Source organism: Psychrobacter sp. Cmf 22.2, from assembly GCF_001921745.1.
In the GTDB taxonomy this organism is placed as follows: domain Bacteria; phylum Pseudomonadota; class Gammaproteobacteria; order Pseudomonadales; family Moraxellaceae; genus Psychrobacter.
On sequence record NZ_MRYA01000003.1, the window covers coordinates 149,453 to 162,119 of the forward strand.

The 12,667-nt window shown below is 41.9% G+C and carries 12 protein-coding genes and 2 tRNA genes; 6 read left to right on the forward strand and 8 right to left on the reverse strand.

Annotated features, from left to right (window positions below):
- Nucleotides 1-27: 27 nt before the first annotated feature.
- The 4 genes from BTV98_RS07415 to recN form a co-directional block, all read right to left on the reverse strand.
- Nucleotides 28-525, reverse strand: coding sequence for a hypothetical protein (locus tag BTV98_RS07415; protein WP_058367840.1), 498 nt, complete (start codon nucleotides 523-525; stop codon nucleotides 28-30).
- Nucleotides 526-578: 53 nt separating this feature from the next.
- Nucleotides 579-1,100, reverse strand: coding sequence for a Holliday junction resolvase RuvX (gene ruvX / locus BTV98_RS07420; RefSeq protein WP_058367848.1), 522 nt, complete (start codon nucleotides 1,098-1,100; stop codon nucleotides 579-581).
- A gap of 68 nt (nucleotides 1,101-1,168) precedes the next feature.
- Complete coding sequence (locus BTV98_RS07425) at nucleotides 1,169-1,732, reverse strand: YqgE/AlgH family protein (RefSeq protein ID WP_058367841.1); 564 nt, start codon at nucleotides 1,730-1,732, stop codon at nucleotides 1,169-1,171.
- A 161-nt stretch (nucleotides 1,733-1,893) separates the two neighbouring features.
- A complete protein-coding gene (recN, locus tag BTV98_RS07430) occupies nucleotides 1,894-3,573 on the reverse strand; it encodes a DNA repair protein RecN (RefSeq protein WP_075103314.1) in 1,680 nt (559 codons plus the stop codon).
- Nucleotides 3,574-4,098: 525 nt separating this feature from the next.
- On the opposite strand from recN, the gene BTV98_RS07435 reads away from it, so the two are divergent.
- Complete coding sequence (locus BTV98_RS07435) at nucleotides 4,099-4,434, forward strand: pyrimidine/purine nucleoside phosphorylase (RefSeq protein ID WP_058367843.1); 336 nt, start codon at nucleotides 4,099-4,101, stop codon at nucleotides 4,432-4,434.
- Between the two features lie 118 nt (nucleotides 4,435-4,552).
- Nucleotides 4,553-5,323, forward strand: a complete 771-nt coding sequence (gene rlmB / locus BTV98_RS07440; protein ID WP_075103315.1) for a 23S rRNA (guanosine(2251)-2'-O)-methyltransferase RlmB — start codon at nucleotides 4,553-4,555, stop codon at nucleotides 5,321-5,323.
- On the opposite strand, the gene coaE is transcribed toward rlmB, so the two are convergent.
- The 4 genes from coaE to pilB form a co-directional block, all read right to left on the reverse strand.
- Nucleotides 5,286-5,969: a dephospho-CoA kinase gene (coaE, locus tag BTV98_RS07445; RefSeq protein ID WP_075103316.1), complete on the reverse strand. Its 684-nt coding sequence runs from the start codon at nucleotides 5,967-5,969 to the stop codon at nucleotides 5,286-5,288. The genes rlmB and coaE overlap by 38 nt on opposite strands.
- Before the next feature lie 160 nt (nucleotides 5,970-6,129).
- Nucleotides 6,130-7,029, reverse strand: a complete 900-nt coding sequence (locus BTV98_RS07450) for an A24 family peptidase (protein ID WP_075103317.1) — start codon at nucleotides 7,027-7,029, stop codon at nucleotides 6,130-6,132.
- A 7-nt stretch (nucleotides 7,030-7,036) separates the two neighbouring features.
- The gene (locus tag BTV98_RS07455) at nucleotides 7,037-8,260 is read right to left on the reverse strand and encodes a type II secretion system F family protein (protein WP_075103318.1); all 1,224 of its coding nucleotides are present in this window, start codon (nucleotides 8,258-8,260) and stop codon (nucleotides 7,037-7,039) included.
- A 120-nt stretch (nucleotides 8,261-8,380) separates the two neighbouring features.
- Entirely contained in the window at nucleotides 8,381-10,084 is a 1,704-nt protein-coding gene (gene pilB, locus BTV98_RS07460) for a type IV-A pilus assembly ATPase PilB (RefSeq protein ID WP_075103319.1), read from the reverse strand.
- Between the two features lie 326 nt (nucleotides 10,085-10,410).
- Between pilB and tpiA the strand changes: the two genes are divergently transcribed.
- From tpiA to BTV98_RS07480, 4 genes are all read left to right on the forward strand, one after another.
- Nucleotides 10,411-11,229, forward strand: coding sequence for a triose-phosphate isomerase (gene tpiA / locus BTV98_RS07465; RefSeq protein ID WP_058367850.1), 819 nt, complete (start codon nucleotides 10,411-10,413; stop codon nucleotides 11,227-11,229).
- A 207-nt stretch (nucleotides 11,230-11,436) separates the two neighbouring features.
- A complete protein-coding gene (gene secG, locus BTV98_RS07470) occupies nucleotides 11,437-11,745 on the forward strand; it encodes a preprotein translocase subunit SecG (RefSeq protein WP_058367851.1) in 309 nt (102 codons plus the stop codon).
- A 207-nt stretch (nucleotides 11,746-11,952) separates the two neighbouring features.
- A tRNA-Leu gene (locus BTV98_RS07475) sits at nucleotides 11,953-12,037 on the forward strand.
- Between the two features lie 126 nt (nucleotides 12,038-12,163).
- Nucleotides 12,164-12,240, forward strand: a tRNA-Met gene (locus tag BTV98_RS07480).
- Nucleotides 12,241-12,667: the final 427 nt, after the last annotated feature.

The window sequence follows — 12,667 nt, forward strand, 5'->3', positions numbered from 1 at the left end:
TTAAAAATTGCTCTTAATTGCTGTTGGCTATTGTTTAGAAGTGTCTTGCAGTTTTTCAGCATCTGCAATCTCATCTTCAGTTTCTTTTTGCGCTTCTAAAAAATTAAAAAAGCGCTTAAAGTTTGCTTTAAATAAAAACGCTACTCCAAGCCATGATGCCAGTCCCAACCATGCGGTATCAGCGAATAACAGCCCACCGACTAATACGATCGTAGATACACCGATGCTTAAAGCAATCATTGAAGGTTGATTTAAGCGATAACGGTAAATGACAAAACCATCATAAAGAGTGATAGGTATGGTTAACGCTATCAGCGCATAGGGCAAATTAAAAAATAAACGGTAAAGTAGCTGATTGTCGTGAAATGCTTTAATACTAGCAACGGTGCCAAAGACCATAAACGCGATAATAGCAGCATAAATAAGATAAATCGCTATTTGGTTGGCACGCTGTGCACCTTTAATACGTGCGATAGCAAGCGGAGCAAAACCGTATTGCGTTGATTGGTCTAAAACATTGGTCATAACGATCAGTCATTTATCCGTAAAGGTTTATGTTACTTTGTTTAATGGTTTAACTAATCAGGTTTGATAGCACTAATCGCCATGCTACTATTTGGATCGGTAAAGTACGTTGATAATAAAATGCAGGCAGAGATATCATCAATTGGGTCACGCTCATTTTGGATCCAGCCATTCTCCCAAGCTATTTCTCTTGCCGCCATGGAGGTTAGGCGCTCATCACATAGTGTCACTTTTGCAGGCAAGCGCTGCTCCATTAGTCTGTGAGCTAGGCGACGCGCAAATTTGTGCGCTCGCTTTGAGAGCATAGAACTACTGCCATCCATATTTAAAGGAAGTCCAACAAGCACTTGGGTAATTCCCCAAACCTTAATGATGCCCAATAGATTGTCCCAGTCTGGCTGTCCATTATTCATGGCCAAAATATCAAATGCGCGTGCAGTCTCGGTCACAGTATTACCAAGTGCCATTCCCATTTTTTTGACACCATAATCTAGTGCCAATATAAGGTGAGGCTTAATCTCAGGTTCTGTTACAGCCGTGTCGACAGCTTTAAGAGAAGGATTAGAATCTACCATCATTCTATGTATCTCCTATTTCTATGAGGCCCAATTTACTAAGATGAGACTCTACTATGGCAAATACCTTATGCATGACCAATATCACTACTAAGATAATCAAAATTGACACCGATTTTCTCAGCGGCAAGCTGCCAGCGCTCTTCAAACGGTGTATCAAACAATAATGTTAAGTCGGCAGGGCATATTAACCAGTCACCACTTTCAAGCTCACGCTCAAGCTGTTTTTTGTTCCAGCTAGCATGTCCTAAACATAGCTGGTAGTGTCCAATGCCTTGTCCTGCAGCGATGCGCTGTAAGATATCTTGACTGGTGGTGATACAGACGTTCTCTGAGATGGCAAACGACGATGCCCACTCAGGCTGACCCGTATGCAGTACAAATCCTACCTCAGGATACATCGGACCGCCTTCTAATGCTAAGTCTTCCATAATTTGAGGATTGGTCACATCGATGCTTAAGTCTTCTAACAGCTTACCCACACGTGCCTGCTCAAGTGGACGGTTTACCATTAGCCCTAGTGCACCTTGTTTATCGTGGCGACAAATGTAAATAAGCGCCCGCTCAAACCTTGGGTCTGACAAGTCAGGTGCGGCAATTAAGAAGTGATGGGTCAAATTAGCTTTGGACATAGAGACAAATGCAATATAAAAAAGGTGAGACACTACTATATGGTGATACTAAACAAAAAAGCAATATAGAAATGACGTGTGAGCACAATCAATGGACGTAAAACATGAGCTGATGTTTTATCAGTATTTTTAAGATGAGGTCACGCTTTAGCAGCAGACTTTTACTTAATGCCAGTCAATAAACTACGTGCATGGTCACGAGTGACATCAGTAATGGTAACACCGCCTGACATACGTGCCAGCTCATTTACCTGCGCATCTTTGGTCAAAATTATAAGCTCACTTTGCGTCTGCTCATTATGATGTTTTTGCACCATGATATGCTGATGCGCTTGGGCGGCGACTTGAGCTTGATGGGTAATCGCTAACAGTTGTTGTGTCTGTCCAAGGCTGCGCAGTAATTCACCCACCACTTGGGCAGTACCGCCACTGATACCGACATCCACCTCATCAAAGACTAGCATCGGTTTGGCAGCATTGTTGTCAGAACTCGTCGCTTGCAATACTTGCATGACCAGCGCCATGCGCGATAGCTCACCACCTGAGGCAATTTTATGTAGCGGCTGCATCGGCATACCGACGTTGGCGCTAAACAATAGGTCAATATCATAACAACCTTGCGCATTATAAAGATTGGAGCTTGTCCTTTTAGTAAAAACAAACTCACAGCGAGCGTTAGGCAAAGCAAGGGGCTGCAGTTGCTGAACAAGCTGCTCACTAATGACAGGTGCCGCTTTTGAACGGCTGTCATTTAACTTGGTCGCAAGCTGCAGGTACGCTTGCCAAGCATCTTCGATTTGTGCAGCTAGCACATCACTACTAGGCTCGTTTTCTAACTGTTCTAACTGCTGCTGCCAAACATTGGCTTCAGAGATCAAATCTTTTGCCGGTAAATTATGTTTGCGCGATAGACGATGACCAAGGCTTATAAGGCTGTCCAAGGTTTGCAAACGTTCAGGATCAGGGAGTTGTTGTTCGGCATAGTCTGTGAGTAGGGCAGTCACTTCAGTGATCTGCTGCTGCGCGAGATGTAGTTGCTCTGAGGCTTGCCCAAAGGTTTGGCTGACACCTATTTGATGGTCACACAGTTTGATCGCCTGACCAAGTAAGGTCATCACGTCAGGCTCGTCGCTATCGTTATCGAGTAAGTGTAAACCATGACTGGCCTCTGTCATTAAGGCTTCAATATTAGATAGCTCTTCATGCTCAGCTTCGACATCATGATAGTCGACAGCCAATAATGGTGCAATGTCAGCCAATTGGTTTTGTAGCAATTGAATACGGTCTTGGCGCTGAGCTTCGCGGCTAGCAATCTCATCCGCTTGACGTTTTAGCTGCTGATAGTGCTGGTAACTGCTCGCTGTTTGTGCTGCTAGGGAAGTTAATTTTGCCATCTCATCAAGCCATTGCACCACAAATTGCGGCTTTAGTAGTGCTTGCTGAGCATGCTGACTATGAATGTTGACGAGCAATGCCCCCAAGCTTTTCAATTCTGCTAAGCTCACAGGTGTCCCATTCAGCCATGCTTTTGAGCGTCCGCTATTACTAAGCTGTCGACGAATCAATACTTCAGGGTCATCTAGAGAGCGCTCATGCTTAATAAACCAATCAGTCACAAGGGTATTATCTGCCACATCAAACTGCGCATAGATATCGGCATGAGCAGCGCCATGTCTGACCATTGCACTGTCTGCGCGTTCACCGATACAAAGCGATAATGCATCTAGTAGCAACGACTTTCCTGCTCCTGTCTCACCAGTAATGACATTAAATCCCTCAGCCATGCTCAGCTCATGTTCAGCAATCAGCGCAAACTGATATAAGGTTAACGATAGAAGCATTGAAGTCTCTCATGGTCGGCAATTGGCATTGGTAATCTTAATTAGACTAGCGATAAGGCTTGTGAAAAGCAACTGCGTTTGGTGTCTTATTTTAAACTAATGAACGGCTTGGCTGTCGGTAATAAATCTACCAAATTATACCAATATTAGTATACACAGCAATTGCTCAAGAATTCTAATATAGGGTAAGGTTGATTAATAGATAATATTTTCAGCAGTGCTGTAACAAACTTTTTAGATATAATGTGGTAGCATAAACTCACTTAATCACAAACTTGAGCCACAGTCTCTACACATACTTGTTTGATGAGTATCAAATTTGCATGGCAGAAAACTTGGTTCATAAGTGGTTGAGTTATTAAACCGATAACATAATATACTTATCTAAGAACAACTATTTTAAGAATAACTATGTTAAAAGCAGTTGTTTTAAAATAAGCTATGTTAAGAATAAAGGTTTAAACTGTAATGTCATAAGACACTTATTTTTTAGTTTAGTAATAATTATTTGATAAGGAAGCCACTATGTCAGCGGCACAATATACTAACGTAACGGTCAACGCTCAGGCTACAGTAACATATGATGGGCGCTGCTCCAGCCATACCATTATGTTTGAAGATGGTCGACATAAAACATTGGGTGTCATTTTGCCTTGTGACAATACTGTTGAGCGATACCATTTTAGTACCAATACTTCAGAGCGTATCGAGATTATTAGCGGTGAATGCGAAGTCAAAATAGAGGGTGACGAGGAGTTTAGCTATTATCGTGCTGGTCAATCGTTTGTGGTTGAAGGCAATAGTAGTTTCACTCTACGTACTGAAGAGATTGTACAGTATGTCTGCCATTTAGAAGGCTAGTATTAAATAGGCAGGTATAAATCTATTATAATCACAGTTGTTAAGTTTTTTTACAAACATCGTGATATCCCAATTCATATCATATTAGCGATATTCAATTCTTATTAGTAGGCCTATTATGGCAAAACCCAGTTACTTCTATGGTATTCATGCCATTGATGCTTTACTTGAGCATCGTTCGCTCGATGCTTTGAGCTTATTTGTGCAACAAGGGCGCGAAAACGACAGTCATGTCAAAGACATCATTGCGCAAGCCCAAGCAAATGGCATTAGTATGCAGCCAACGCAAAAAGATAAGCTTACGCAACTATGTGGTAGTCCGCAGCATCAAGGGGTTGTATTGCATGCTCGTCCACTGGGATTTGCAGATGAAGGCATATTAGATAATATCATCGGACGCGATCAATGTTTATTGCTGGTACTTGATCAAATTACTGATGCGCATAATTTTGGTGCCTGTTTACGTACAGCAGTCGCAATGGGCGTGGATGCAGTGGTCTGTCCGAAGCACCATGCAGCAAGTTTGACTCCGACGGTAGCTAAAGTATCGGTAGGCGCAGCTGAGATGATGCCTATCATTAGTGTGACTAATTTAGCACGTACGCTCACGCACATTAAGGATGCCGGCGTTTTTGTATTCGGTACAGCCCTAAATGAAAAAGCCAAGCCTCTACACGCGGCTGACTTAACAGGAAAGACGGCTTTAATTATGGGATCAGAGGGCGAGGGTATGCGCCGGTTGACTACAGAGAGCTGTGATGAGCTGGTGTACATTCCAATGTCAGGAAACGAGCATGGCAATTTACAAAGTCTTAACGTAAGTGTGGCTACTGGTATGGCGCTCTACGAAGTTAATCGGCAGCGTACTTTAGCTGCTGGGCAAGCTTGAGGTATTTCTGGTGTAGTGGCTCTAGCTGTTGATGTAAGCTTGCTAAATCTTTTTCATTTACCACCAAATCATCAGCATGGCGATTGCGTTCAGTACGGTGAAGTTGGTTTGCCATGATGGCTTTTATCTTCACCATACTTTGTTCATCACGCAGACTTGCACGCGCAAGTTGCGTCTCCTCATCTACATCAATTACTAAAATACGCTGGCATAAGTTAGCAAGCCCTGCTTCTGCAGCTTCAATAAGCAGTGGCGCTGATAATATGATATAGGGTGAAGTGCTTGCTGCTAGCTGTTGTTTTGCAGCTTCGCGAATAGCAGGATGGGTAATCGCTTCAAGATCAATAAGCGCGGCAGGATTAGCAAATACATGGGTACGTACAGCTGCCCGGTCCATATGACCTTCTGCATCAACTACCCATTCACCAAGCTTTTTTTGAATCTTACGTAGAGTAGGACTGCCTTTTTTTACTACTTCATGAGCAATCACGTCAGCATCAATGATATCAATTCCTTGTGCTGCAAACCAATCACTAGCCGCAGACTTACCACTACCAATCCCGCCCGTTAACCCAACCACTAAGGTTTTGTTTTGTATTTTAGCCTGCTGGCGTTCATGTATAGGCATTTCAGAATATATTGACATAACTGTGACTTATTGGCTCGTAAGTTGGTAGAAAAGACAATTGAATACCTTAGTATTCATAACTTAGCTAATATTATTAAGCAATTGTCTCGAACTTACTAGCTTAACGCGTACCTCTAATAAAGATATAAGCATTAGTTTGTTATATTGTAATTCTATATTAAACATACATATTCAAATACCAATTAACGATATTAGAGCCATAAAGGAGGGCAACGATACCAGCGATCGCGATATAAGGTCCAAAAGCAAAAGGCTGACTCTCTCCGTGCCTTTTCATCAAAATGATACCGACAATTGAGCCTAGTAAAGAAGATAAAAGAATAATCAACGGCAGCATCATAGGTCCAAGCCAAGCTCCTAATACTGCTAGTAGCTTAAAATCTCCTTGTCCCATACCATGTTTTTTGGTGATGAGATAAAACACCTTGACCACTATCCATAACGACAAAAATCCTAGCAGCAATCCCCAAATCGATTGGGTAGGAGAGACAAACCAGCCTTGAGAGTTCACTGCCAAGCCAAGCCCTGCTAATGGAAAAGTCAGTCGATCAGGTAGTAGCTGCGTATCAAAATCGATACCAGTTAAGGCAATCAATGTCCATACCAAGATAAGAGCAGACAATCCAGCAGCTGTGACGCCAAATTGATAAATAACCAATGCTGATAGTAGCGCAGTGACTAGCTCTACGATAGGATAGCGTATACCAATCGCTGCACTACAATCAGAGCAACGTCCACGTAGTACAAGCCAACTTATTAAGGGTATATTCTCATACCATTTTATTTGATGCGCACAATGAGGGCAGCGTGATGCTGGTCTACTCAAAGTAATCGGTGTATCTTTCGTCGTAATATCCATTATCGTTTTAGTAGGCTCATGTGGTATATCTACTTGCTGAAACATAAACTGACTGCATTCTTGTCGCCAGCTATAAATCATCATAAGCGGTATACGATGAATCACTACATTCAAAAAACTGCCTATACATAGCCCTAATATTGCAAATACAACGAGTGCCAAGGTCATATTACTTTGTAATAACTCTAACAATTGCATCAATTTGCTACCCTACTACTGAACCCATTTGGAAGATTGGTAAGTACATGGCAATGACCAAACCACCTACTAAAACCCCTAGCACCGCCATGATCAATGGTTCCATCAAGCTGGTCAAACCATCAACAGCGTTATCGACTTCGTTTTCATAATACACTGCTACCTTGTCAAGCATCTCTTCTAAGCTACCTGATTCTTCACCAATACCGACCATTTGAATCGCTAGGCTTGGGAACAGGTTGGTCGTACGTATCGAAAACTGTAATTGTTGACCAGTTGAAACATCATTTTTAATCTGTTGAATGGCATCATAAAATACCACATTATTAGCGGCGCCTGCGGTAGAGTCTAAAGCATCAATCAATGGTACACCAGCAGCAAAGGTAGTAGACAGTGTACGCGCGAAACGGGCGATAACAGCTTGGTAAGCGATATTGCCAAATATAGGTGCCTTTAAAGTAGCACGGTCAAGAAAATCGCGGAACTTTTTAGAGCGTTTTTTGGCTTCTGTAAAGCTAACAATACTACCACCAATGGCTATTATAAGAATAAACCACCATGCCTGCATCCAGTCTGACATACCGACAACCATCTGCGTAAAAGCGGGTAGTTCTGCACCAAAAGATTCAAATAGACCCGAGAAAACAGGAACTACCTTAATCAGTAGGATGATGGTGACGATTATAGCTACTACGATTACAGCGATAGGGTATTTCATGGCTTTTTTGATTTTGGCTTTAAGTAGCTCGCTTTTTTCTTTGTAAGTGGCGACACGTTCAAGCATAGTCTCAAGTGCGCCTGATTGCTCACCAGAGTCTACAAGAGAGCAAAATAGATCGTCAAAATAACGTGGATGCCTACGTAGCGCAGAAGCAAAAGTACCGCCAGCTTCAATGTCCGTTTTGATTTGCAGTACCAACTCTTTCATACTCGGATTATCTAACGAATCCGCGACAATTTCAAACGATTGAGTCAAAGGGACGCCAGCCTTCATCATAGTAGCTAATTGACGCGCAAAAATAGCGATATCAATGGGCTTAATCGCTTTTTTTACCGTGAACAAGGGCTTAGGTTTTTTCTTGATTGTTTTGACTGTGATACCTTGTTTACGCAGCGTCGCTTTTGCAATCTCTAAACTGCGACCTGTGGTTTCACCTTTGATTTTCTGTCCACGCCGATTGACTCCATCATAGACAAAGTCTAATAGCATGTCAGTCTTAGCTTGTGCCATGTCTTTACCCTCAAGTGTTTCGTAATCTATATGTTTTAATCAGCGTTGTTTAATAGGTATTTTTGAGATGGTTATTTAATCACTTTTCAGTCTTATACGATGACTGGCGCTGACTTACTATTATTCAGAAGTAACTCGCATCATCTCTTGTATGCTAGTGACACCTTGGAGCACTTTTAAAATGCCTGAACGTCGCAAATCACGAAAACCGTTTTTGAGCGCGGCGTCTTTAATATCGATGGCATTACCGTCCTCCATAATGATACGTGAGATATTTGAGTCGACTTTCATGACTTCATAAATACCAACACGGCCTTTGTAGCCTTCGCGGCACTCGTTACAACCAACAGGTTCATAAATACTGTGGTTTGGATCATCTAAGTCAGCATCAGTAAAGCCAAGCTCAAGTAAGCTCTGTCTTGGTACGTTAAGAGCGACCTTACAGTTTTTGCACAAGCGTCGTGCCAATCGCTGAGCAATAACTAAGTTGACAGAGGTGGCAATATTAAAGGATGCAACGCCCATATTCCGCAATCGAGTCAGGGTTTCAGGCGCTGAATTGGTATGGAGCGTTGAGAGCACCATATGACCAGTCTGTGCCGCTTTAATGGCAATCTCAGCCGTCTCAAGATCACGAATCTCACCAACCATGACGATGTCTGGATCTTGACGCAAAAACGACTTTAGAGCATTAGAGAATGTCAGACCTACTTTTGAGTTGACATTAACCTGATTAATGCCCTCAAGATTAATTTCAACAGGATCTTCTGCTGTAGAAATGTTGGTTGCTCCAGTATTTAAAATATTGATACCTGTGTACAACGATACCGTTTTACCTGAGCCTGTAGGGCCAGTAATCAGTAGCATACCCTGCGGTTTATGGAGTGCTTCTAAAAACATCTCTTTTTGATCAGGCTCATAGCCTAAAGCATCGATGCCAAGCTTTGCCGCTGAAGGATCTAGAATACGTAGTACGACTTTTTCACCAAATAGGGTTGGCAACGAGTTCACTCGGAAATCAATCGCTTTATTCTTAGATAGTTTGAGCTTAATACGGCCGTCTTGGGGTATTCGCCGCTCTGAGATATCCATTTGCGACATAACTTTAAGACGAGCGGCAATCTTTCCTGCTAGTTGGACGGGTGGATTTGCTATTTTTTCCATCACACCATCGACGCGAAAACGCACGCGATAAGACTTCTCATAGGGTTCAAAATGCAGATCAGACGCTCCCATACGAATGGCATCTACCAGCATTTTATTCACAAACTTCACAACAGGGGCTTCATCCACACCGTCGGCAAGCGTGGTTTCACCGCTGTCACCCTCCTCGGTATCTTCAAAATCGACGCTTAAGTCGCTATCAGCGAAACTGTCAAAACTTTGCATAGTGTCTGCATATACACTATCGATACGTTTTTTAAGCTTGTCTTCTTCGACTACCACTGTCTCAACTGATAGACGAGAGTTAAAGGCAATGGCATCTATGGCATCAATACGAGTAGGGTCGCTTAAAGCCACGAATAGTCGCTGTCCGCGATTAAAGATAGGCAACGCATTAAACTTACGGACAATCTTTTCGTCTACCAAATCTTTTGGGATAACATCGTCACTGAGGACATTAAGGTCAAACAACGGATCGCCAAAAGACTGCGACATCAATTGAGCAAGTTGATAGGCATTGGCCATATTATGCTCTACTAAATACGATACAAGACTGAGCTGCTGCTGCTTTGATTCAGTCTGTGCAGTTTGCATGTTTGCTTCGCTCACGATACCTGCATGAGTTAGCTGTTGTGCTAAACCGCCAAATGTAGTAGACATTAACCTCTCTCCTTAATACTGCATATATGGCAAATATATAAGTTTTAGTCTTAAAGTTATTTGATTTTTTGATTCGTTATTAATAAGCAAAGCAAGCTTATAAGTCGTGACTTATACTTTGGTTTAATAGGCTATTAATGTATATATGCAAGAAACATGACAGTTTGTCATTTAGTCCATAAAGAATAAAAAAGCTTATATGAGAATAAGAAGTGGTAGGTTATGGCACGATAACGACACTTATAACAGCATCGAAGAAATTTTTGCTATACTTACGCGCATATCAGCCATATTGACAACGACAAATGATAGAAGGTAGATAAGCCATGCAAGCTTGGGTAATTGGAAACTGGAAACAAAATCCAGCAACGACTAAAGACGTTGATGCACTATTAGACACATTATTGACGGCTGTTGCTGATGACAATACCAGTAATGTTTGTCAGTTGATGGTAGCGCCTAGCTGCATACATCTAGCAAGTGTGAGCGCACGCTTGCAAAATACCTCTATACTGACTGCTGCCCAAGACATCAGTGCGCTTAGTGACAGTAGTGGAGCATATACTGGAGATTGCTCAGCGCAGCAAGTCGTTGATGCAGGCGCGACATGGACGATACTAGGGCACTCTGAGCGCCGTCAATATCATCAAGAGTCTCATGAGACACTGTTAGACAAATTAAGTCATGCGTTTACGCAAGGCTTGGGTGTGGTGTACTGTATTGGCGAAACTCAAACTCAGTACGATAATAAGCAAACTTTTAGTGTATTAGACGATCAGTTAGCCGTAATAAAGGACTTACTTATCAAGAGTAAGGAACAAGCGCCTGAGCTTGTGCAGAGATTAGCGGAGCGTTTGATTATCGCTTATGAACCCGTTTGGGCGATTGGCACAGGCAAGGTTCCTACAGTGATGGAAGTAGAAGCTACTCATCAGCATATTAAAGAGACAGTCGCCAGTTTTGATACGACGCTACCTGCGATGATGGTTTTATACGGCGGTAGCGTTAACACAGATAATGCTGATAGCTTTGCAGCCAGTCCTATGATAGACGGTGCATTGGTTGGCGGTGCATCATTAAAAGCAGATAGCTTTTTGGCGATTGCTCATGCTTTTGAGCAAGCTAAAAATAAAGAGACTTTATAATAATTAGCTACTAAGTTTATTTACTCAGATTATGTATTAGGCAGAAAGCTTTTATCAGTCATTAAAAGTGGGTTTAACAGTGCCCTTGCAATCGTGTACAATGCGCCTTATTTATTCTTATTACAGTTGCATCTTATTATGGTGCTATGATTTTAGTACTAAATAGTAAGAGTTAACTTTCGTTATTCGTCGGCAAAAGAGGCCACCATGTTTACGTTTATATTAGCCCTGCATATCATCGTGGCGATTGCCATGATTGGCTTGATTTTGATACAGCATGGCAAAGGGGCAGACGCTGGAGCCTCTTTTGGTGCTGGCTCTTCTGGCACGGTTTTTGGTGCAGCAGGCACGGCAAACTTTTTGACGCGTGCTACTGCAGTACTGACTGTTATTTTCTTCATAACCAGTATGATTCTTGCTGTAAATGCGCGTGAACAGGCTGAAGATCAATTTCGTCTAGATGCTCCGGTCTCAGCTCCGCAAACGCCGCGTCCCTTGACACAAAATCCTGAATAATAAGTTGATTTATGAAAACTTGGCTTGCAATGAGTAGTCGTAGGCAAGTTTTTTATAGTCGGCCTTGCTATTTCTTTGGGTTAGTTTTACAATGCTCGTCTGTTTTTACACAGCGATATTTACTCGCGATTACTATCCTCATGGCATTAAGAGTAAGCTGGCTAAAAATAGAGAAGTAAAAGAAGTTGTCGTTACAAACAACGATAAGCGATTGTGGTGGAATTGGTAGACACGCCATCTTGAGGGGGTGGTAGCGCAAGCTGTGGGGGTTCAAGTCCCCCCAATCGCACCAACTTTTTTACAGCACGTGGTATGTAAGTTGACTATTATTATAGAGATGAGATTTTTATTTTATAATTATTTTAAATAAAGATTGACAGGTCTATAAAACTTACCTATAATGTGCATTCTAAATTGATGCGGGGTGGAGCAGTCTGGTAGCTCGTCGGGCTCATAACCCGAAGGTCGTTGGTTCAAATCCAGCCCCCGCTACCACTTTCAATACTGATTTTTGTACACTAAATTGTCAGTTGCAATAAGCCCACCATTATGTTTGTGGGTTTTTTTGTATCTGAGAGTCTGTGTTATCTCGGTATTTATCCTACTTATGCTAAGCTCTATCCTTATAGAGTAAGGTAATATCGGTTAATTGTGCCGCGATTTATAAGCGCTAATACCTTTTATTTCATACTCTCTCAGTGATAATCTGGCTGCATGTATTCTATTAGAATGCAGAGTCTTACACTAACGTCTATAATTTGTATTGCTCTATAAATATAAGACAATACAGTGTTTAGATTCACTGTACAAAGCTATGCATTTTAGATAATAAAAGATACAACGATTATAGTGTAATTCTTAGACGTTCTTCATAAAATATACAAAAAGACGCTTAAGCTCTGTACACAAGCAAATAGGAAAC